The 20,846-nt window shown below is 48.1% G+C and carries 17 protein-coding genes; 11 read left to right on the top strand and 6 right to left on the bottom strand.

Annotated elements, in window-relative coordinates; all coding sequences use genetic code 11:
* Positions 1–54: 54 nt before the first annotated feature.
* Positions 55–606 (bottom strand): 2'-5' RNA ligase family protein, encoded by a 552-nt coding sequence (locus AC4BAP_RS07625; protein WP_490582030.1) that lies wholly within the window; start codon positions 604–606, stop codon positions 55–57.
* 246 nt (positions 607–852) lie between these two features.
* Here AC4BAP_RS07625 and AC4BAP_RS07630 point away from each other — a divergent pair, with 246 nt between their 5' ends.
* Positions 853–2,784 carry an ABC-F family ATP-binding cassette domain-containing protein gene (locus tag AC4BAP_RS07630; protein ID WP_490582031.1) on the top strand — a complete coding sequence of 644 codons (1,932 nt, stop codon included), beginning with the start codon at positions 853–855 and terminating at the stop codon, positions 2,782–2,784.
* 503 nt (positions 2,785–3,287) lie between these two features.
* Here the strand turns inward: AC4BAP_RS07630 and AC4BAP_RS07635 are convergent.
* The gene (locus tag AC4BAP_RS07635; protein ID WP_490582032.1) at positions 3,288–3,950 is read right to left on the bottom strand and encodes a DUF2490 domain-containing protein; all 663 of its coding nucleotides are present in this window, start codon (positions 3,948–3,950) and stop codon (positions 3,288–3,290) included.
* Between the two features lie 202 nt (positions 3,951–4,152).
* Here AC4BAP_RS07635 and AC4BAP_RS07640 point away from each other — a divergent pair, with 202 nt between their 5' ends.
* Positions 4,153–5,814: an alpha-amylase family protein gene (locus tag AC4BAP_RS07640; protein ID WP_490582033.1), complete on the top strand. Its 1,662-nt coding sequence runs from the start codon at positions 4,153–4,155 to the stop codon at positions 5,812–5,814.
* Between the two features lie 39 nt (positions 5,815–5,853).
* On the opposite strand, the gene AC4BAP_RS07645 is transcribed toward AC4BAP_RS07640, so the two are convergent.
* Positions 5,854–7,452 carry an alpha-amylase family glycosyl hydrolase gene (locus AC4BAP_RS07645; RefSeq protein WP_490582034.1) on the bottom strand — a complete coding sequence of 533 codons (1,599 nt, stop codon included), beginning with the start codon at positions 7,450–7,452 and terminating at the stop codon, positions 5,854–5,856.
* Positions 7,453–8,164: 712 nt separating this feature from the next.
* Between AC4BAP_RS07645 and AC4BAP_RS07650 the strand changes: the two genes are divergently transcribed.
* Positions 8,165–8,323, top strand: coding sequence for a hypothetical protein (locus tag AC4BAP_RS07650; RefSeq protein ID WP_490582035.1), 159 nt, complete (start codon positions 8,165–8,167; stop codon positions 8,321–8,323).
* A gap of 144 nt (positions 8,324–8,467) precedes the next feature.
* On the opposite strand, the gene AC4BAP_RS07655 is transcribed toward AC4BAP_RS07650, so the two are convergent.
* The 3 genes from AC4BAP_RS07655 to AC4BAP_RS07665 are packed head-to-tail and all read right to left on the bottom strand — an operon-like array spanning position 8,468 to position 13,056.
* The gene (locus AC4BAP_RS07655; RefSeq protein ID WP_490582036.1) at positions 8,468–9,868 is read right to left on the bottom strand and encodes a S41 family peptidase; all 1,401 of its coding nucleotides are present in this window, start codon (positions 9,866–9,868) and stop codon (positions 8,468–8,470) included.
* Positions 9,869–9,901: 33 nt separating this feature from the next.
* Complete coding sequence (locus AC4BAP_RS07660) at positions 9,902–12,319, bottom strand: ABC transporter permease (RefSeq protein ID WP_490582037.1); 2,418 nt, start codon at positions 12,317–12,319, stop codon at positions 9,902–9,904.
* 26 nt (positions 12,320–12,345) lie between these two features.
* Complete coding sequence (locus tag AC4BAP_RS07665; RefSeq protein WP_490582038.1) at positions 12,346–13,056, bottom strand: ABC transporter ATP-binding protein; 711 nt, start codon at positions 13,054–13,056, stop codon at positions 12,346–12,348.
* A gap of 285 nt (positions 13,057–13,341) precedes the next feature.
* Here AC4BAP_RS07665 and AC4BAP_RS07670 point away from each other — a divergent pair, with 285 nt between their 5' ends.
* From AC4BAP_RS07670 to AC4BAP_RS07705, 8 genes are all read left to right on the top strand, one after another.
* Positions 13,342–14,730 (top strand): sigma-54-dependent transcriptional regulator, encoded by a 1,389-nt coding sequence (locus AC4BAP_RS07670; RefSeq protein WP_490582039.1) that lies wholly within the window; start codon positions 13,342–13,344, stop codon positions 14,728–14,730.
* Positions 14,720–16,075, top strand: a complete 1,356-nt coding sequence (locus AC4BAP_RS07675) for a sensor histidine kinase (RefSeq protein ID WP_490582040.1) — start codon at positions 14,720–14,722, stop codon at positions 16,073–16,075. The genes AC4BAP_RS07670 and AC4BAP_RS07675 overlap by 11 nt, the downstream gene beginning before the upstream one ends.
* Positions 16,076–16,526: 451 nt before the next feature.
* Positions 16,527–16,991 carry an OsmC family protein gene (locus AC4BAP_RS07680; RefSeq protein ID WP_490582041.1) on the top strand — a complete coding sequence of 155 codons (465 nt, stop codon included), beginning with the start codon at positions 16,527–16,529 and terminating at the stop codon, positions 16,989–16,991.
* 170 nt (positions 16,992–17,161) lie between these two features.
* Positions 17,162–18,484, top strand: coding sequence for a type IX secretion system plug protein (locus AC4BAP_RS07685; RefSeq protein WP_490582042.1), 1,323 nt, complete (start codon positions 17,162–17,164; stop codon positions 18,482–18,484).
* 172 nt (positions 18,485–18,656) lie between these two features.
* Positions 18,657–19,259, top strand: a complete 603-nt coding sequence (locus AC4BAP_RS07690) for a hypothetical protein (protein ID WP_490582043.1) — start codon at positions 18,657–18,659, stop codon at positions 19,257–19,259.
* Between the two features lie 128 nt (positions 19,260–19,387).
* Positions 19,388–19,624, top strand: coding sequence for a DUF433 domain-containing protein (locus AC4BAP_RS07695; protein WP_490582044.1), 237 nt, complete (start codon positions 19,388–19,390; stop codon positions 19,622–19,624).
* On the top strand, positions 19,621–19,974 hold the full coding sequence (locus tag AC4BAP_RS07700) for a DUF5615 family PIN-like protein (protein WP_490582045.1): 354 nt from the start codon (positions 19,621–19,623) through the stop codon (positions 19,972–19,974). The genes AC4BAP_RS07695 and AC4BAP_RS07700 overlap by 4 nt, the downstream gene beginning before the upstream one ends.
* 429 nt (positions 19,975–20,403) lie before the next feature.
* Complete coding sequence (locus AC4BAP_RS07705) at positions 20,404–20,802, top strand: nuclear transport factor 2 family protein (protein ID WP_490582046.1); 399 nt, start codon at positions 20,404–20,406, stop codon at positions 20,800–20,802.
* Positions 20,803–20,846 lie beyond the last annotated feature (44 nt).

Genomic DNA, 20,846 nt, shown 5'->3' on the forward strand with positions numbered 1-20,846 from the left:
CAGACCAGAAGTGGCAAGGAGGCTCCGTAAAGCCATACTTTAAGCCGGGATATTTTAGCTGATCAGCTCCCCGCGCCCAAACCTGAACTCGTCCTCTTTCAGGTAGTAGTCGCCGCACTTCTGCAGTATGATCAGGTTATCCACGGTTATCTCCCAGTCAAAATTATACTGGCACAAGTATGAGAGCAGCGGACCGAGCACCTCCGGGGTCGTGTCGCCGAGGGCAAGGGTAATGTGCGGCAGCCACATGTTGGTGTTATAGTAAAGTCCCATCTCTGAGCTCATCTCCGAAACTGCAGTGTGCAGGCGTTCGTGCAGGCGGTTCAGGGGCGGGGTTCGCAGCACCGGAATGTACACCACAGGTTTCTCACCCGGAAAAATGCCGAGGCCGGTTGTCCTTACACTGAATTTCTCTGTCTCCAGGCTTGTACTTTCCAGAAACTGCTTCAACTCATCCATGTCCACTACCTCAGCGGTAAGCAGCGTAAGATGCGGGTAGGGGGTTAGTTTAACGCCTGTCAACCCGAATTTCTTTTCGAGGTACTCTGTGAGTTCATTTACCCGGTCAGAGTTTCTTTGGTCTAAAAGCGAAGCAATTGCGATCATAGGGTATGGCTTTTAGTGCAAGGGCCAAACAGATTTAAAACGTTAATATGCTCTAAATGTTTTTCTTCCGCCGGCTTGGGTTTAAGTATGGTTCGGTTAAACAAACGTATACTTTACCACAAGTATAAAGTTATATTTTTACGCGAACAAGTAGCATTTTCAGACCCGCATTTTTTCTCCTGGAATCCTGTTTTCGTCAGACAGGCAAATTTAAGTAACTTTGCATCTAAATGATTACGCCGGCACATGATTTCTATCAATAACCTGAATTTCCATTTTGGCAGCCGCCCCATGTACGAGGATGCCAACCTGCATATTAAACCAAAAGATAAAATAGGGCTTATCGGCCTGAACGGAACTGGTAAATCCACTTTGCTGCGCATTATAGTTGGCGAGTACAAGCCAGATAACGGTAGTGTGCAGATGAGCAAGGAAACCACCATCGGCTTCCTGAACCAAGACCTTCTGAGCTACGAAACCCATGAAAGTATACTTTCGGTGGCAATGCAGGCTTTTGAGGAGGCGCTGAGCCTGCAAGGTGAGATCGATAAGGTGCTGGTGGAGTTTGAAAACAACTTTCATGATAACCTGGTGGAGAAGCTGGCGCAGCTGCAGGAGCGATTCGAGGCCTTAGGCGGCTACACGATGCAGGCCGAGGCTGAGGCGATACTGGAAGGCCTGGGCTTTACCACAGAAGAATTGCAGCAACCACTGGCTTCTTTTTCCGGTGGCTGGCGCATGCGCGTAATGCTTGCCAAGATCCTGTTGCAAAAACCCTCGCTGTTGCTGCTCGACGAACCTACCAACCACCTCGACTTACCATCCATTAAATGGCTGGAGACTTACCTGGAGCGTTTTGAGGGGGCCGTGGTGATCGTATCGCATGACCGTGAGTTCCTGGATAAGACCACCAACATGACAGTGGAGGTATCAGGGGCCAAGCTGAATGTGTATGCCGGCAACTACAGCTTTTATGTAGAAGAGAAGGCTCTGCGCAACGAGATACAAAAAGGTGCTTACGAAAACCAGCAGGCCCAGATCCGCCAGACAGAGCGGTTTATTGAGCGCTTTAAAGCAAAGGCAACCAAAGCCAAGCAGGCGCAAAGCCGCATGAAGCAGCTGGAGCGCATGGAGCGCATCGAAGATGTGGCTCCAGAGGCTGCCAAGGTTAATTTCAGCTTTAAATTTAACGTGCAGCCAGGCCGCCATATCCTGCGCCTGGAGCAGATGAGCAAGGCCTATGGCGAGAAAGTGATCTTTAAAGACACGAACGTGCACGTGGAGCGTGGTGATAAAATTGCGTTGATCGGTGCAAACGGTAAGGGTAAATCCACGCTGCTGCGCATTATAGCCGGTACCGAACCCATTAAAGGTAACCGCGAACTGGGTCACAACGTGATCATGTCGTTCTATGCGCAGCACCAACTGGAATCGCTGAATGTAGATAACGAAATACTGCAGGAACTACAGCAGTCCGGTGCCAATAAAACAGAGGTAGAGCTACGCACCCTGCTGGGCTCCTTCCTGTTCACCGGCGACGATGTATTCAAGAAGATAAAAGTGCTTTCGGGTGGCGAGAAATCTAGAGTGGCTTTGGCTAAAACGCTAATTTCCGAGGCCAATTTCCTGATGCTAGACGAGCCCACCAACCACCTGGACATGCAGTCGGTCAACATCCTTATACAGGCGCTGGAGCAGTACGAGGGCACGTTCATCATCATCTCCCACGACCGTTACTTTGTGGAGAATGTGGCTACCAAGATCTGGTATATCGAAGACTATCAGCTTAAGGAGTACCCGGGCACCTACCATGAGTACGAAACTTTCATGGAGAAAAGGGAGAAAGAGGCGAAGCAGCAGGCTGTTACTACTACCCAGGCAAAGCAAAACCAAACCAAACAACCCCGCGAAAAAAGCGAGTATACCCAGCTAAACAACCAGCTAAAGCAGGTAAACAAACAGCTAAGCGAGGTAGAGAACCAGGTACAGCAACTGGAGTCAAAGCTTGCCACACACGAAACCGAACTCGCCGACCCAAAAGTATACGGCGACGTGGCACTGTTGCAAGAGGTAACCGCCAAGTTTGAGAAAGTAAAAGCCGAGCTGGATAAGGCCCAGAAAAAATGGGAAGAGCTGATGCTGGAGATCGAAGACCTGGAAACGAAGCTGGCTGAGTAGGTAGTAAAGCAAAAGTATAAAATATCCCACCTACCGCGAGTTTTCAACTCGTGGTTGTACATGAAGGCAAGCTTTCAGCTTGCGTGAGTCGCTTTTTATACTTTTACATATGTACGCAAGCTGAAAGCTTGCCACATAATAAGCCACGAGTTGAAAACTCGCGGCAGGAAAAATAGTGCATACAGATTTGTCTCCTAACACTAGCCCTTTAGGGTGGGGCCACTGAATTCTAGCAAATTACAAGAATATAGCGCGAGCGTCCTCGTCCCGAATCAAGTCCGGGATCTGTGACTCGTGATTGGCTATAGCTGGGCCTCCCCGTGACTGCGCCCGGGACAGGCTGGCCCAGTTGAGTTGAAAACTCAACATCATTTCAAACCACAAGTTGAAAACTTGCGGTAGAAAAGAGATTAATTGAAACGGCCCCGCCTCTCAACAGGGACTATGGATAATCACCCAATAACGAATAACTAACAACCATCAACGAAAAAAACCATTGTGTGTTATTCCTGCTGTGGCTTTCTCAGATCCAAAGTATAGAACAGCCATACTGTATAGTTGTGCTTTATAGTATAGCGGTTTGGCACTGTGCCCGACTGCACAAACCAGTTAAAATACCCGGCCTGTAAGCGAAGCTGTTCCCGCTCAATGCCGGCCATTATTCCAAGGCGGTTTTGGTCGAAGGTGTTATGCGTTATGTTTTTACCAAAGTTAAGCAGTACTTCATCCATCAGAACAAGAAAGGGAAGCGTGCCACCATGCCGAAGAGAGGGCAGGTCAAGGCGAAGTGTTTCCTGGAGCCTAAGCCGGTGACTGAAAACGTACCCCGGTATCAGTTGCGCCTGTTCTACCCGTTCCCTGAATCGCATGTCGTACCGGAACCGGGTGGCAAACCTAAGCCGCTGGCCTGTGCTGTGCGGTATTGTTACCTGCAGCCAGGGGCGGTGCTCGTGGCGTTTAAGGGCATCAGAACCCGAGCCTAGTATAGGTAGCCAGGCATAGGAGTGGCCCGCCGTAAAGTTTATATTATGCGGCAGGTGCCGGGTAAGGCCCAGGCGCGCCACTGTAAATGTGCCTTTTATGTGATGGAGGTCTGTGTAAACCGAGCTATACTTTGAAATGCGTACCGAACCGAAAAAGGCTCCCCAGGCAGCATGCTCTTCCACAACTTCTTTTTGCGCAAGACTTTTGTTACTGCATAAAAGGGTAAGACCTGTAAACGCAAAATAAAGTAACCGGCTCTTAAGCATGTATCAGTTATGTATAAGCTAAGATTTTAAAACTGCTTCTGTTAGTGTTTCTAACCTGTAAGTGTTCGTTTTCGTTGTCAAGCTAATAGCATAATGTATATTTTTATACTTGAGCAGGATGCACAGCGATACGGTACAAAAAGAAGACAAGCTCTGGTACAAGGACGCAATCTTTTACGCCATTGATGTAGAAAGCTTCCAGGACTCCGACAACGATGGTATCGGTGATTTTCAGGGGCTGATCAAGCGCATGGATTACCTCAAAGACCTGGGCGTGGACTGCCTCTGGTTACTGCCATTTTACGCCACCCCCAACCGCGACAATGGCTACGATGTAAAGGACTATTACTCCATCGACAGCCGCCTGGGCCGCTTAAGCGACTTTACGGAATTTGTTAAAGTAGCCAAAGAGCACAACATCCGGATACTCGTTGACCTGATCGTACACCATACTTCCGACGAGCACCCCTGGTTTCAGGCAGCCACAGCCGACCCTGGCTCAAAGTTTTTCGAGTATTATGTTTGGCGCGCAGATAAGCCGGAGAAAGAGACCAAGGAAAACATCTTCCCTGGTCAGGAAGACAGTGTCTGGACGTATAACAAAAGTGCCGGGGCCTACTACCACCACATGTTCTACAGTTTTCAGCCTGACCTTAACATAGCTAACAAGCAGGTGCAAGGGGAAATAAAATCCATTATTGAGTTCTGGCTTTCGTTTGGGGTTGATGGTTTTCGGGTGGATGCGGCTACCCATATCCTGGAGAGCAAAGGGGTGGAGGGCTCCCGGATAAGAAAGCCGGTGCAGTACCTGAAAGACCTGCGCAAGAAAGTAATGGAGAAGAGCGAGGAAACCATACTTCTGGCAGAGGCCGACGTGGAGCCTGATAAGATCGGGTTATACTTTGGCAAAGGCGAGCGGCTGAACATGCTCTTCAATTTTATACTTGACAACTATATTTTCCTGGCGCTTGCCCGCGAGCAGGCCAAACCCATTGCAGACTGGCTGCAAAACCCGCTACCACCCAAAAATTGCCAGTGGGCAAACTTTCTTCGCAACCTCGACGAACTGGACCTGGAACGGCTTACAGAACAGGAGCGGGAGGAGGTATTCAAGCGGTTTGCCCCCAAAGAGGAGATGCGCATTTTTAACCGTGGCATCCGCCGCAGGCTGGCCCCTATGCTGGAGGGCAACCGGGCCCACCTGGAGATGGTTTATAGCCTGCTTTTCTCGATGCCGGGCTCACCCATGCTGGTGTATGGCGATGAGCTAGGCATGGGCGAGGACCTGTCGCAGAAGGGCAGGGGCAGCGTGCGGTTGCCCATGCAATGGAGCGATAAAAAGAATGGCGGATTCTCTGATGTGGCCCGGGAGAAAGTTGTCTGGACACCGCTGGAGAAAGGGCCTTTCGGTTACAAAAAGGTAAATGTGCAAAGCCAGCACCAACAGCAGCACTCTTTGCTGGAGTGGATGAAGAGACTTATACGGGTACGGAAGCACTGCCGTGAAATAGGCTGGGGCAAAGCGAAGGTACTGACTACAAACCAACCTCAGATACTGGCACATGCCATGGAATGGAAAGGCAGCACATTGGTTTTTGTCCATAACCTTTCGGGTAAGCCGTGCTCATTCAACATATCATCCCGTAAGATACACCCACGCCAGTTCATTACCATATTCCAGGATGATGATTATGCGCCAACCAAAGAAGATACTTCTTTTTTAAACCTTAACGCCTATGGCTACAGGTGGTTCAGGTTAAACAAGCTGGAAGAAGTATAACCCGGCCATAGTTTCCCGAAGCGTAAGTATAAGCTACTACTACTCTAAAAGTATAAGTATACCCTCATCGCCTGCCAGGCTGATGTTGCCATTTATACTTTGCCCTTCGCGCTCCGGGTCGGTGGCCAGCACAATTTTACCTGTGTAGCCTGCGTGTTCCGGCCTGAAAACACATGGCTTATGGCTGAGGTTTAGCACAGTTAAATACCGCTGTTTTCCATGTTTCCGGATGTAGGCAAGCAACGGAGCTTTGGCCATCACGGGCTCATAATCTCCCACGTTCAAGGCAGGTTCCTGTTGCCTTAACTCCAGCAGGCGCCGGTAAAACGTCAGCATGGAATAAGGGTCATCGCGTTGTACCTCTACGTTGATGCGCTTGAAATTTTCTGGTAACGGCAGCCATGGTTCCCCTTCCGTAAATCCTGCGTTCTTACTGTTGTCCCATTGCATCGGTGTTCGGGCTGGGTCGCGGCTCAGGTCTTTGTCGGGCATGTTCAGTCCTTGCGGGTCCTGTATCTTGTCCGGCGGGATTGGCACGTCGCGCATACCGATCTCATCGCCGTAATACATGGTTGGTGTACCGCGCAGGGTCAGCAGCAGCATGCCGGCCACCTTTGCCTGAGATGCCCCCACACGGCTGGTGATGCGCGGCTTGTCGTGGTTGCCGATCACCCAGTTTGGCCAGCCACCCTCAGGCAGAGCGCCTTCATACTCATCTATGTGTGATTTAAGTATAGTGGCATCCCATTCCAGGGTAATCAGCATAAAGTTAAAGGGGAGGTGCGTGCCCTCGTTATCAGCGCCGTAGTAGGTAACCAACCTGTGTATAGGCAAGTATATTTCCCCGATCATCACACGGTCCTCATACTCATCCATCACATCGCGCATCATGGCCACAATGTCGTGTACTTCGGGTTGGTCTGTGGAGAAAGCGGGTACTACCTGCTGGTACGTAGACTGGCTTTGCTCATAGTCAGGGTTAGGCGGGTTGTCGCGCAGCCTTTCGTCTTTTATCATGTGCCACATCACATCCACCCGGAAGCCATCCACACCCTTGTCCAGCCAAAAGCGCATGACGTCGAACATGGCCTGCTGCACCTCGGGATTGCGCCAGTTCAGGTCGGGCTGCTCTTTCAGAAAAGCGTGGTAGTAGTATTGTTGCGTATTCTCGTCCCATTCCCAACCGCTGCCCCCAAACACAGCCAGCCAGTTATTAGGCTCACTACCGTCTTCTTTGGCGTCGTGCCAGATGTACCAGTCTCGTTTCGGGTTATCTTTTGAAGAGCGGGACTCAAGGAACCAGGGGTGCTCGTTGGAAGTATGGTTAGGCACCAGGTCAAGTATAAGTTTCATGTCACGCTTGTGTACCTCCTGCAGCAGTTGGTCAAAGTCGTCCATGGTACCAAACAGCGGATGGATGCCGCAGTAATCGGAGATGTCGTAGCCAAAGTCGGCCATGGGAGAGGGGTATATCGGCGACACCCATACGGCTGTTACGCCCAGCCATTTCAGGTAATCCAACCTGCTGATAATACCTTTCAAATCACCTACACCATCGTTGTTGCTGTCCTGGAAAGACCGCGGATAGATCTGGTAAACCACACCTGACTGCCACCAATAGTACTGCTGCTGCTCCATTTTATACTTTTTTAGCTTATGTATCGGATCAATTCTGAGTGTACGGTGGCAGGTCTTTCAGGATACGAGTTGGCTAAAGTTGCGATCAGCCCACCCCTAACCCCTCCGAGGAGCAAGTCCGTTTCAATCTAAGAATAATTGTCCCCTTGAGGGGACCGCAGGGGTGTAAAGCCAGTTGGAAGGGCCTTTCGTAAAAAGCAAACACCCCTCTATGAGCTATGGTCGCAAGTTTCAAACTCACGTTTTCACTTGTCCTCATGGGTAGGGCCATTTCATTCTAGTAAATTACACGGTAGTGGCGCGAGCGTCCTCGTCCCGAATCAAGTCCGGGATCTGTGACTCGTGACTTGCTATAGCTGGGCCTCCGGCCCAGTTGGATTGCAAATCCAACGGTATAAAAAGTCACGGATCACAGATCCGCGCCAGCAAAAAAATAGAATGAAACGACCCTAGGGCTGGGGGAGCTAGAATTCCCCTCTGGGGGTAGGGGCCCTCTTCAAAGAGAGGGGCGCAGGGGTGTGTTTACACCTACCTGGTTTATAGTATATCGCAATTTGAATCAAAAAATGTAGCACTAATTAGATATTTAATATGTTTGTTTGGGTATATATTGTTGAATGCATATATTTGCGCCTCCGTATTCCGGCGCATGGTTTTGCTGATGCAGGATAAAAGTGACTGGTATATCGCTTTAAACAAACAACCAAATTATATGAAAACAAATCTACTCAAGCTTACTTTATTCCTGATCGTTCTTGCAGGCACAGTTTCCTGTCAGAAAACCTACTGCCCGGCCTACAGCAAAATTATTTCCAAGCCTATGCAGAAGACCACGTTTTTATCAGACTCTGCACCTAAGGGCAGGTATTAAAGGCAATGTTTTTAGCTAATACAAAAAATGCCATACTCCTGTTAGTATGGCATTTTTCTTTATAGACCCTATGGTATAAATATGAGAAAAGCCGCCCCATACGGAGCGGCCTTAACTTTAAGGAAGATCTATTTAAAACAGCTATTACAAATTTTTGAAAAGTGACTGCGTAAACTCAATCCAGTCCACGTCGCTCTTGATTTTGTGCATCGGCTCAATTCCCACAAACTCATACTTTGAATTTTTGGTATACTTTGTTGTAGTGCAGCGAAGTATATAATTTCCGCAAGGCGTAACTGTCTGCATTACGTTGCCATAGCCTATAAAGCCGCCTGAGTTCTCCCCAACAGTAATCACCTTGTCGCTTTGCATGGCATAAGTTATCAAGCCTTCGGCGGAGCTGGCCGTTTTCCGGTTAAAAAGTACCGCCACCTTTCTTGGGTAAACTGTGCTGCTGTCAAGTTTCCAGGTGTTCACGGCATTCTCTACCTGCGGGATAAAGGTATAGGGCTGTGCCTGTTTCATACGTTCGATAAGTGTGGTATTCTTACCGGCTGCCTCTTCGTACCGCTTTATATTTTCCGGCGAAACCCATACTTCTACGTTGTCCACTGTCAGGGGCTTCGTGTACAGGTATGGCATCAGGTTAAAGTAGCAGCGTTCATCGCCGCCGCCGTTGTCACGGAGGTCAATCACTAAGTATGGCTTGCTGCTCAGGTCACCGGCAATCGTCTCGTAAAATGCATTCAATTCATCTTTAAGGCTACCATCGAAATCGCTTAACCGAAGGTAGTTTGTCTGCGCATCAAGTACTTTGAACTCGTAAGGCTTAACATCCTCTTTGTGGTTGCCGGGTACATTCAATTTAGAGAATCCGTAATTGGGGATCTTCCCATTTTTAATCTCTATGGTGTTATAAACACTCTGAAAATTAAACCCGAGCAGGCCCAGGTGATAGATGCTTTCAAAAGTATCCGCCTCTTTTTGCTTGAATTCCAATAGCACGTGCCCCACATCAACAAGCGACGTTTTTTTGAGCACCACCCCAATGTAATGGTTTTTCTTTTCTTTGATAATCCCGATGTGGAGAGAGCCGCCGTTTGTGTAAAGCCCTTCCAATGCGTTCAGCGGTTTTGCGTGAAGCTGCGCCATGAAAGCGGTAGTGTCCACGGGTATTTTCCTGAACGCCTGATAGGCCTTGCTGTCTTTGAAGCGCTTTAGCTGCGCATCATCCTTAAAGTTAATGTCAAGGCGTTTCAGGTTTATATCAACGCCGCTGTGGTGGTCTTTCAACAAGGCTACATACTGCTCAAAGTATATATTGCAGCGGTCCCCGGACTTTTCCCTAGCTATCGTTTTGCTTAGTTGATTTACCTTTTTCTGGTACTGACTATACTCCTCCGCATCGTTTTTGATCTTCTGAAAAGCCGGGCTGTTCTGCTCGAAATAATTCCTTACAAAAGTGAACTGGGAAGAGCAGTCACAGTCCTGCGCCAACGCAAGCCGGCTAAGTAGCAGTAAGGCTGTAACGAATACAATTTTCATAGTTTGGTACTGATGTGTTGCTAGGTTACGTTTTTACTCACTCTTTAAAGACACAACCGGGTTGGTAAGCGATGCCTTAATTGCCTGCGAACTCATGGTTATGATGGCAATGATCAGCGTTACTACACCCGCAAGTATAAATGGCCAGTATTCCAGGGTGATGCGGTATGTAAAGTCCTGCAGCCACTTGTCCATGAGGTAATAGGCAATCGGTACGGCAAGTATAAAGGCTATCAAGACCAGCTTCACAAACTCTTTCGAGAAAAGCACCGTGATATTGAACATGGATGCGCCCAGCACTTTGCGAATGCCAACCTCTTTGGTGCGCTGCGCTGCCATAAAAGCAACCAGGCCATAAAGTCCCAGGCAACCAATAAAGATGGCGATGATGGAGAATATCTTGAACAGCTTGTTCTGGCGTGCCTCATCCTGATAGAAACGCTCAATGGTTTCATCCAAAAACTCATAGTCAAACACATCGTCCGGGTAAGTCTTGTTCCATACTTTTTCAAGGTGCTGCAGGGCCGCTTGCTTGTTAGCCATGTCTATTTTGGCAGATAGGAACCAGTAATTGTCAGGGTTGGCAAGTATAATAGCCGGGTCGATCGGATCACGGAGCGAGTTCTGGTGGAAGTCGTCCACTACACCAACAATGTAGCCCTTCGTTTCGCCGCGGCCAAGTGCAATGGTCTTGTTAATGGCCGCTGCTGGGCTTTCAATGCCAAGCTTACGGCGCATGGTTTCGTTAATCACGTAGGCTACAGAGTCGCTGTCTTTATAAGCGCGGCCGGCCAGCAGTTTCATGTCATACAGGTCAATGTAGCCTTCGTCTGCCATCTTGTAGCTTGCATGGAAAGGAGCATCCTCGCTGGAGTTGTTAAACTTAAAGTTACCGGTAAAAGTAAAGTTGGCAGAAGGCGGTGCAGATGCCAGGCTGACTTTTTTTACAGCCGGATGGTTAGCTAGTTCCTGTCGCATAGGCATCAGCTTTTTACCCTCACCTGTTGGCAGAAACACGGTTACCACGGCCTCTTTGTTATAGCCAAGCGATTTGCTTTTAAAGAACTCCATCTGCTCGTTTACAAGTATGGTGCAGATAATCAGTACCTGGCAAATGGTAAACTGCACCACAACCAAGGCACTACGCAGCGACAGGCCAGCTACCTTTTGGGTATTGATACGGCTCTTGAGGGCGGCAATTGGTTGGAAGCGTGCCATGATCAGGGCAGGGTACAGGCCGGCAAAAAGTGTCACCAACAATACTTGCGCCACCATGAAGAATAACAAAAAAGGATCCTGCAGCAGAGAGAACATGATCTCTAATTCCATCAACTCATTTAAGTATGGCAGAGTAAGCTCTGTCAGAACGATAGAGAAAAGTGTGGCGGCAAGCGTGATCAGAAATGTCTCGCCGAGGAACTGCAGCATCAGCTGCGACTGGCTGCTGCCCATTACCTTACGTACGCCAACTTCGCGGGCTCTTTTGATAGCCTGCGCCGTAGCTAGGTTTATAAAGTTGATGCAGGCCACGATCACAAGGAACAAACCCACAAACGCCATCGACCAGATCACTTCGCGTGCTATGGTGCGGTTGCTGTAGTTGCTAAGCTCAGCGTTATAATGGATATCGCGGAGTGCTTGCAGGCTGTATGTTTCCTGGGGAAGATTGGCGCTTTTTTCAGGGATGTGGTTGTTTACAAGGGTGTTAAGGTCTGCTGTGGCTTCTTCCTCTGTCATGCCTTCTGGCAAAACCAGGTAAAGCTGGTGTGTACTGGATAAAGAACTCCACGACTTGGGATCGCCGTAAGGTGAGTAGTCCATAAAAGACTTATAGGAAATGAACATGCTGAACGGCAGGTCCGTGTTGCTCGGCAGGTCAGGGATGATGCCGGTAACCTTAAGGGTAAGTTTGTTATTGAACCTGATAAGGCGACCAATCGGGTTTTCATTGTCAAAATACTTCCTGGCCAGGCTTTCAGTAAGGATAACATTATTAGGTTCCGAAAGGCTGGCGGTTGGGTCGTTGTCGCCTGTTTCAAAGTCGAATAGCTGGAAGAACTCTGGCTCCACAAAGCCTATATTTGCCTCTTCTCTAAAACGTTTGATGGCGTTTCCGTCGTCACCCAGTACGTTTACCTGTCCGCCTTCTTCGCCGTGCGTCTGGGTAAGGTTTTCAAATCCTATGTTATTGTTAGAGCGCAACAGCTCTGCCAGCGGATAGTGCGCAGCGGCGCTTCTGTCTTCACCTTCGCGGTAGCTGGAGATGGTAGTGGCCCTGTAAATTCTGTCGGCTTTGCTATGAAAGGTGTCGTAGCTTAGTTCATACTTTACAACCAGAAAAAGCAGGATGCTGCAGGTGATGCCCAGCGTAAGGCCGGCAACATTTAGTATACTATAGCTTTTATTTCTTAAGATGGAGCGCGAGGCTGTCAGGAAATATATTTTAAACATAGTTCGGTAGCTTTTGGAGTGTGACATTAAAGTGCAAGAGCGGCACTGGTGGCATGTATGCGTTCTGTGATCACCTGCCCGTCGAGCAGGTTAATGGTGCGGTGTGCGTATTCGGCATCAGAAGGGGAGTGGGTCACCATCACAATAGTGGCGCCGTCCTCGTTCAGTTCCGAAAGCAGGTTCATCACTTCGCGTCCGTGCTGCGAGTCCAGGTTACCGGTTGGCTCATCGGCAAGTATAAGACTGGGGCGGCCCACTACGGCACGGGCAATGGCCACACGCTGCTGCTGCCCACCCGACAGTTGCTGCGGAAAGTGGTTACGGCGGTGCGCAATACCCACACGCTCCAGGGCGGCTTCCACACGCCGCTTTATCTCGGCCTTTGGTAAGCCCTGGTAAAACAGCGGAAGCTCGATATTCTCCTGCACCGTCAGTTCATCGATCAGGTTAAAGCTCTGGAAAATAAAGCCCAGGTTCTCTTTGCGGAGGTTGGCGCGCTGGCGCTCAGTGGCAGCGGCTACTTCCTTGCCCATAAACTTCAGGCTTCCGGCGGTGGGAGCGTCCAGCATGCCCAGTATGTTTAGCAACGTGGATTTGCCGCAACCCGACGGACCCATGATAGCCACAAACTCGCCCTGGGCAATCCGGATGTCAACGCCTGCGAGTGCTGTGGTTTCCACGGTGTCGGTCACATACTTTTTCTGCAGCTTGCTGGTTTCAATAACAATTTCTTTCATAGTGTTAGCTTGTACTAATGGTCAGTTTTTCTGGGGTATTAAGGTTTGTTGATGTTGTTTTCAAAGCCTGGACAGATTTATACTTGCCAAGCGCTGTGCCAAAAGTATAAATCCTGATTTTTGATAAGTATAAGCCCTCTGCCATGTTCGCCGCTGTCCATGCACGGACAGAAAGTGTCCGTTGCCGGACAATAAAACGAGCATTTTAATCTTGGATTGGCTATATTTAAAGTATAATCGTGCTGGCACAGTATTTTCAGACTGTACAGCCAAACAAGCGCAACTATGGAAGAAAAGAACCTTGGCCGCATACTGGTCATTGATGATAATGAAGACGTGCTTTTCTCGGCGAAGATGCTTCTGAAGAAGTATGCCAGGGAAGTGGTGATGGAGAAAAACCCGAAAAAGATACCGTTCCTGATGAACAACGAGGAGTTCGACCTGATCCTGCTGGACATGAACTTTAGCCAGGACATTACCAGCGGACAGGAAGGGTTTTACTGGCTGAAGGAGATCCTGAAGTATGACCCCTCGGCTGTAGTGGTGATGATAACAGCCTTTGGTGATGTGGAAATGGCTGTGCGGGCTTTGAAGGAAGGTGCCACCGACTTTGTACTGAAGCCATGGCAGAACGAGAAACTGATCGCCACACTATCATCAGCCTCCAGGCTGCGCAACTCATACAAAGAAGTAAACCAGCTAAAAGAAGTTAACCGTGCGTTGAACACTCAGCTGAGCACCAACAAGAACATTATACAAGGCGAAAGCAAGGCCATGCGCCACCTGTTCTCAATTATTGACAAAGTAGCCAAAACAGATGCGGACGTGTTGCTTTTAGGCGAGAATGGAACAGGTAAGGAAGTTATTGCCCGAACCATACACGAACGCTCCAGCCGTGCCGATAAGGTGTTTGTGACCGTGGACATGGGAGCCATTACCGAATCTCTTTTTGAGAGTGAGCTGTTTGGGCACAAGAAAGGAGCCTTTACCGATGCCAAAGAAGACAGGATAGGCAGAATTGAGGCAGCCAATGGCGGTACACTTTTCCTGGATGAGATCGGCAACCTATCGCCGGCCATGCAGGCAAAGCTGCTCACGGTACTGCAGCGCCGCGAAGTGATACGGGTAGGCACCAATAAGCCTGTTCCGGTAAATGTGCGCCTGATCTGCGCTACCAACATGCCACTAAAGGAAATGGTACAGCGCAACGAGTTCCGCCAGGATCTGCTGTACCGCATCAATACCGTAGAGCTGAATTTGCCGCCGTTACGGGAGCGCCTAGACGACATTCCGCTGTTTGCCGAGCATTTTCTGGGGGTATACGCCAAAAAGTATAACCAGCCCGTTAAACGACTCTCTCCCTCTGGTTTGGAGCGCTTAAAGCGTTATAACTGGCCAGGCAACGTGCGCGAACTGCAACATGCCCTGGAGCGTGCCTCCATCATGAGCGATAACCGGGAGCTGAGTGCCGATGACTTCTTCTTCCTGGCAGAATCGGAACCTATGGAAAGCAAGCCGCAGCTGCAGGCGCAAAGCCTCGACCTGGACGAGATAGAGCGTGAGGCCGTACAGCGTGCCCTGCAAAAACACGAAGGAAACATCTCGAAGGCTGCCAAAGAACTGGGTCTTTCCAGGGGGGCTCTGTACCGCAGATTAGAAAAGTATGAGCTTTAACAACTATAAGCTGCAGCTGCTGTTTCGGGTGTTGCTGCTGGCTCTTACAATTTACGTGTTTACCCTGCTGCACCTGAACCCGCAGTATCGCTTTACGGCCTTTGCCCTGGGTGTGGCAGCGGCGGCGCAGGTGTGGCTGCTGGTGCATTTTCAGAACCGGACAAACAAGCAGTTTCTTCGCTTTCTTAACTCCATTAAGTACGATGATTTTACAGAGCTTTTTAAAGTGGAGCACGAGAGCAAACAGCAGAAAGAACTGTCGATGAAGCTAAACGATGTGATGCACAAATTCAGGGAGCTGCGTGCCGAAAAAGAGGCGCACCTGCAGTACTACGAAATGATCGTGCAGCATATCGGCATCGGTATCATCAGTTACAAACCCGACGGCACTGTGATGCTGCTTAACCATGCGGCCAAAAAACTGCTGCGTGTGGGGCAGCTGCGTAAGGTGCAGGAACTGGATGGCGATAGCCCGGAACTGGCGCAGGGCCTGCAGTTAATGGAGCATAACGGTAAATTTTTGGTGCCTTTAAGGCACGGTGCCGAACAGGTAAACCTTTCGGTGCATGTGATAGAGCTGTCTATGCTGGGGGATAAGATTAGGCTGGCCTCCTTGCAGAACATTCAGAAAGAGCTGGAGGAGAAGGAAATGGAGGCCTGGCATAACCTGATCAAGGTGCTTACCCATGAGATCATGAATTCTGTGACGCCTATCGCCTCGTTATCTGCCAGCGCATACGAAGAATTAAACAGCTATACCGATACAGTGGCTGATGAAATAACAGTGCTTAAGGACGAGCTGGTTGATGTAAGCCAGTGCCTGCACACGATCAATCGTAGGTCTGACGGGCTGATCCGTTTTGTAAATGACTTCCGTAACCTGACCGCCATCTCAGTGCCACAGCTAAGCAGGTTCAGCGTAAACGAAATGCTAACCGAAATGAAAACGCTGATGCGTGAGCAACTGGCACAAAAGCATGTTTGCCTAAAAATTGAAGTGCCGCAGGAAAAGCTGCTGCTTTCTGCTGATAGAAGTATGATCGAGCAGGTCCTGATAAACCTGATCAAAAATGCCATTGAAGCAGTAGAGGAGCAAACCGAACCCCAGATTATACTTCGCGCCTACCTCGACGAACGCAGCCGCATCAGCATAGAGGTAGAAGACAATGGCTCGGGCATGACACAGGAGGCGCTCACCAAGATCTTTATACCTTTTTACTCCACCAAAAAAGCTGGTTCGGGCATCGGCCTTAGCTTATCGCGCCAGATCATGCGCCAGCACAAAGGCTCTATCTCGGTACAATCCGAACTGGATAAAGGTACCAGGTTTATACTTCGATTTTGATTTTTGTTGTTGGTTAATTGTTATTCGTTGCTAGACTGTAGAGACGGGATTTCGTTATTGGTTGTTGGTTATTCGTTATTAGCTTTTCGGTTTTGTAGAGACGCAATATTTTGCGTCTTGGTGGCTACAAAGCAGTTGGTTTCGTATTGGCCAACCTGTTTTGGGTCTTTATCTACTTGCCAGCCATAACCTTGAGACGCTCACAGGTTTGGCAGACACTGCGAGGTCTGTACGCCACGTTATACTTTATCTGGTATTGCCGATGAACCCAATTGCCCTGTAGCTACCAAGACGCAAAATATTGCGTCTCTACAGTACAGTTCATTTCTACCTTTCTACTTCCCAAACTCTCAAACTTCTCAACTCCAAAACTCCCAAAACCTTTATAGCACTTCTTACATATACCTTTTAACTCTTAACTCTTAACTCTTAACTCTTAACTCAAAAAACTATGAGTGTTTTAGAAGAAGAAGGTTTTGTAACGGTAACAGCAAGCAACAGTGCGCCAATGGTTGCCAGAATATCAGCAGGCACAGATGTGATGGTAATAGACGAATCTGGTGTTTCGCAGGACAGAAAACCTGGGGCTGACCCATACGATTATATCCTGAGCGGATTAGGTTCATGTACCGTGATAACGCTGCACATGTACGCCCAGCGCAAAGGCTGGCCACTGGATAAGGCCGTCGTAAAATTGCGGCACGAGCGTGTACATGCCTCCGATTGCGAAAAAGAAGAGGATGAAAAAGCCAGGCTATCTCAGATCAAAAAACACCTGTTCCTCTACGGCGACCTGAGCAGCGAACAACGAAAACGGCTCCTGGAAATATCGAACCGTTGCCCGGTACAAAAGTCATTGGCGGCGGGTATCTCGGTTAAAACTGTGCTGGAAAAGGAAGAACAAACTGCTAAGTAGCTCATCTAATACTATTGATCCAGGTCTGCACACAAAAGTCTTCTGCTGGTATTAGCGTTTTTTGCCATAAAATTGTTTTCTTTATCTATCAGATCGAGCAGCTCTTATTTCATGTTTACTTAAACCGAGTTAAATGTGAAGTATAGGTTTTGTGCCACTAATAGATAGAAATGAGGAAATTTACCGTAAAGCTTCTGGCAACGCTAGTATTTAGCGTAAGTATGGTTGCCTGCGTGCCCCTGGAAGAACAAGCCCAGAGCAGTAGTGCAAGTGCCGCCGCACAGGCAGCCATCCGCTACGAGGACTATGTGTACAGCGAAAGTATAAAATCGGTGCAGGCATACTTAGCCACCGGCGATGCTGACCTGGTCCTGAACCCGGCCGTTACCTCTATCTCACAGGAGTTTCCTATGGTGCTGGAGTTTGACAGGGTAAACCACGGTCCGCAGCGGCTTTTAGCCAAGCTTATACATTGCAACGCCAACTGGACACCCTCCAACCTGAACGTAACGCAGTACCTGAACGACTACAACGAGTTTTACATAACTGATGTACAGAACTCTGTAAATACGCGCGTGCCTTATGTGCATTACCGTTTCAGGGTGCCTCGTGTCAAACTTAGTGGCAATTACCTGCTTGTAGTGCAAGAAGAGGGGGGAAGCCTGTTACTAACTCAACGCCTGCTTGTTTTCCAGAATACGGTGATCGTGACGGCAAAGCTGGGCACCCCGATTGGCCCCGGCGGACGCGAAACCCGCCAGCCCGTTGAGTTTAACGTATTTTACAAAGACTACCCGATCGTGAACCCTGCCATGGAGGTAAAGGCCATCATGCGCCAGAACTACCGCTGGGATAATGCCAAGTCCATTGCCAAACCAACTTTTGTGCACGAGGCGCAGAGCAGGCTGGAGTATGTGTTCTTCGAGCCAAAGGACCTGTTTAAAGGCCTTAGTGAGTTCAGGGCTTTTGATACGCGCAGCCTGAATTTTAACGGCATTGGTGTGCAGCGAATTAACCTGGAAACAAGCCCGGTTGCAGTGTTGCTGGAGCCCGACAAAAGCCGCCAGAATGCAGTGTACAGCCAGGAGCCTGATATAAATGGCATGCGTATTTTTGGTAACAGGCAGTATGGCAACCCCGAAGTGAACGGCGATTATGCCCTGGTGGATTTTGCGCTGATAGCCCCAACCGAGGCTCCAGGTGCTGTGTATATTACCGGAGAGCTGACAAACTGGAAACAAACCGAAAACTCTAGGATGCGCTATGTGGCTGAAGAGGGCTTATACCGTGGGCAAATGCTGTTAAAGCAAGGTTACTATAACTACTACTATACTTTCAAACCCAGCGCCACAGCCCCCCCCGACGAAAGCTACTTCGAGGGCAGCCACTTCGCCACCGAAAATATCTACGACATCCTGATCTATTACCGCCCACCCGGATCCCGCGCCGACCTGCTGATAGGGTATGAGCAGTTTACTTATAACCGACGGTAGGTTTTAAAATCAACGGCCCCTATACTTTTGTTAGCAGGTTTATACTATATTGGCTCTGCTTTTTGGAAAATATGCAGGTGCAACGTAGTTCGAGAACAATAAAAGCTACTTCGTGCATAGTGGCAATAACCGTATGTTTACGCTTCTCTACTAGTTGTGTTAAATAAAAAGCATGAAAACAATCTTAGCCATACTTAGCCTTACTGCACTTCTTTCTTGTAGCTCCGTCTCAGAAAAGGAAACAGAAAATACAACTACCTATCAAACTTCAGAAATACCTTTGCCAGTTACAGCTGAAGAAGATACGCTACGTATACCTTCTCACTACTATTACCTTGCAGACCAAAATCAACAGCAGATAATAAGGCTAATTTTGGGAGAGAGCCTTCAGCCAGCGGATAATCACGTGACGTTTGCCCTAATGGATTCATTAAGTTCTGCCAACAAAACAACCAGAGATTCTGTCTTTCCTGCCTTTAAGGTAGTTGTAGAAAAGTCAGATGGTGCTTTAGCTGAAGTTGTAGGACTATACGCTATGAAGTATGTGGAAGCTTACCCGAAAGAATTTGCTGAAAGATACTCGTGCTGCCCTAAAGAGCTGTCTCAACTGACCAACTATATTGGGTACGAAATAATGATGTCACAAGAACCAACATCTGAATATAAGCAGCTTTTTGAGAAAATAAATCAGAAGTATCCGAAGTACGAGCAAGACAAAATTATGCGAGACTTCAAAGGGGCGCTTGAAGTTTACATGCAGGAATTTGAAGGATAAAGAATTACTTAACACAACACGAGCTTCACGGTAGCTGCGCCACCGCAAAGCCTAATCCGTTAAGGGAGAACATAATCATAAAAAACTTCTTTTTCAGCTATTTTTGATAATTAAAAGTAAAACAGGATATGCAAGAAGAACTGATAAACAGAATAACAATAGATCCCAATATTTGCCACGGAAAACCCACTATTCGTGGATTGCGGTATCCAGTTGACAATATGCTGGAGCTATTAGCTTCGGGTATGACAGTAGAAGAACTTCTGGAAGATTATCCTGATTTAGAGAAGGAAGATTTTCTTGCCTGCCTTGAATATGCTGCAAAACTTACCCAAATAAAAAGTATCTATAGAATAGCTTCATGAAGTTTCTAGGTGATGCACAATTGCCTAAAGCTCTTTCTGACTTCATTAATTCTAAAGGAATAAATTCCATACATACCCTAGAACTGCCGGATAAGAATAGAACGCAAGACGGGTACATCACTCGATTAGCAACTGACGAGCATTTTGTAGTTATAACAAAAGATGCAGACTTTCTGGAGTCTTATGTATTAAGTAAAGAACCTCCTAAACTGCTGATTGTAAAAACCGGGAATATCAGAAATAGCGAATTACTAAACCTTTTTGAAAAGCATATTGAATTAATTGCAAGCTTGTTTGCTGAGCATTCATTAGTAGAGATGTCAAAAACAGAAATTGTGGTTCATGCATAAAAATGTCTTTTTCCCTAACCACACCTAAACAGCAGCTCTGCCATCACAAAGCCTAATCCGTTAACAATTCTAATCCCCTTATCACCCCAAAGTATAAACCTCAGTTACAGTAAAACTTTTTAGTCAGTCAGGTGTAGGGCTTGGCGTAGGTAACCTCCTGACTTCCAATCTCCCGTACACAATAAAGTATACTTCATAGTCAGTCCACTTGAGCAACAGATTGCTAATATTGGGCTGGACCGAATTTATACTTTTAAGCTGTTTTAGTCTTTAACTCAAAAAGTATAAACCCGCCATTGTTGGTGTTTTTCACAAACAATCAATAGGGGTATTGTACTTGCTGGTGAGAACACGCAGCAAGGGTGGGCTTTGAAGATTTTTAAACTCTGAACGGAATCATTGCAAACCTGATAAACTAAAAGCTATACTATGGAAAACCCAAAAGATAACGCTGAAGTAGTGCGCCGCGGCTACGAGGCATTTAATGCCGGCGACATGCAGACCCTTTCAGAATTGTTTCATGAAAAAGCGGTGTGGCACACGCCAGGGCGTAGCTCAGTTTCCGGCGACCACCGTGGCCGCGATGCTGTTTTTGCGCTTTTTGGCGTTTATGCCGGCGAAACAGAGGGTAATTTTAAAGCCAGCCTGCTTAATGTGCTCACAAGCGAGGACGGTAGGGTAGTGGGCATCCATCATAACAGTGCCCAGCGCCGAGGCAAAACCTTGGAAGTGGATTGCTGCATCGTGTTTGAGTTTAAAGACGGAAAGGTAATAGATGGCAGAGAGCACTTCTATGACCTGTACGCCTGGGATGAATTCTGGTCATAATCAGCTTGTTTTGAAAGGATTGCGTTAGAGGTATTTTGTATGTG

This window comes from Pontibacter sp. GD7, assembly GCF_058216375.1.

Excerpts from the sequence above, each read along its gene's own strand:
- AC4BAP_RS07690 (WP_490582043.1), top strand. The coding sequence starts at position 18,657 with ATGAAAACAATCTTAGCCATACTTAGCCTTACTGCACTTCTTTCTTGT.
- AC4BAP_RS07640 (WP_490582033.1), top strand. The coding sequence starts at position 4,153 with ATGCACAGCGATACGGTACAAAAAGAAGACAAGCTCTGGTACAAGGAC.
- AC4BAP_RS07655 (WP_490582036.1), bottom strand. The coding sequence starts at position 9,868 with ATGAAAATTGTATTCGTTACAGCCTTACTGCTACTTAGCCGGCTTGCG.
- AC4BAP_RS07695 (WP_490582044.1), top strand. The coding sequence starts at position 19,388 with ATGCAAGAAGAACTGATAAACAGAATAACAATAGATCCCAATATTTGC.
- AC4BAP_RS07650 (WP_490582035.1), top strand. The coding sequence starts at position 8,165 with ATGAAAACAAATCTACTCAAGCTTACTTTATTCCTGATCGTTCTTGCA.
- AC4BAP_RS07705 (WP_490582046.1), top strand. The coding sequence starts at position 20,404 with ATGGAAAACCCAAAAGATAACGCTGAAGTAGTGCGCCGCGGCTACGAG.
- AC4BAP_RS07700 (WP_490582045.1), top strand. The coding sequence starts at position 19,621 with ATGAAGTTTCTAGGTGATGCACAATTGCCTAAAGCTCTTTCTGACTTC.
- AC4BAP_RS07670 (WP_490582039.1), top strand. The coding sequence starts at position 13,342 with ATGGAAGAAAAGAACCTTGGCCGCATACTGGTCATTGATGATAATGAA.
- AC4BAP_RS07630 (WP_490582031.1), top strand. The coding sequence starts at position 853 with ATGATTTCTATCAATAACCTGAATTTCCATTTTGGCAGCCGCCCCATG.
- AC4BAP_RS07660 (WP_490582037.1), bottom strand. The coding sequence starts at position 12,319 with ATGTTTAAAATATATTTCCTGACAGCCTCGCGCTCCATCTTAAGAAAT.
- AC4BAP_RS07680 (WP_490582041.1), top strand. The coding sequence starts at position 16,527 with ATGAGTGTTTTAGAAGAAGAAGGTTTTGTAACGGTAACAGCAAGCAAC.
- AC4BAP_RS07665 (WP_490582038.1), bottom strand. The coding sequence starts at position 13,056 with ATGAAAGAAATTGTTATTGAAACCAGCAAGCTGCAGAAAAAGTATGTG.
- AC4BAP_RS07645 (WP_490582034.1), bottom strand. The coding sequence starts at position 7,452 with ATGGAGCAGCAGCAGTACTATTGGTGGCAGTCAGGTGTGGTTTACCAG.
- AC4BAP_RS07625 (WP_490582030.1), bottom strand. The coding sequence starts at position 606 with ATGATCGCAATTGCTTCGCTTTTAGACCAAAGAAACTCTGACCGGGTA.
- AC4BAP_RS07675 (WP_490582040.1), top strand. The coding sequence starts at position 14,720 with ATGAGCTTTAACAACTATAAGCTGCAGCTGCTGTTTCGGGTGTTGCTG.
- AC4BAP_RS07685 (WP_490582042.1), top strand. The coding sequence starts at position 17,162 with ATGAGGAAATTTACCGTAAAGCTTCTGGCAACGCTAGTATTTAGCGTA.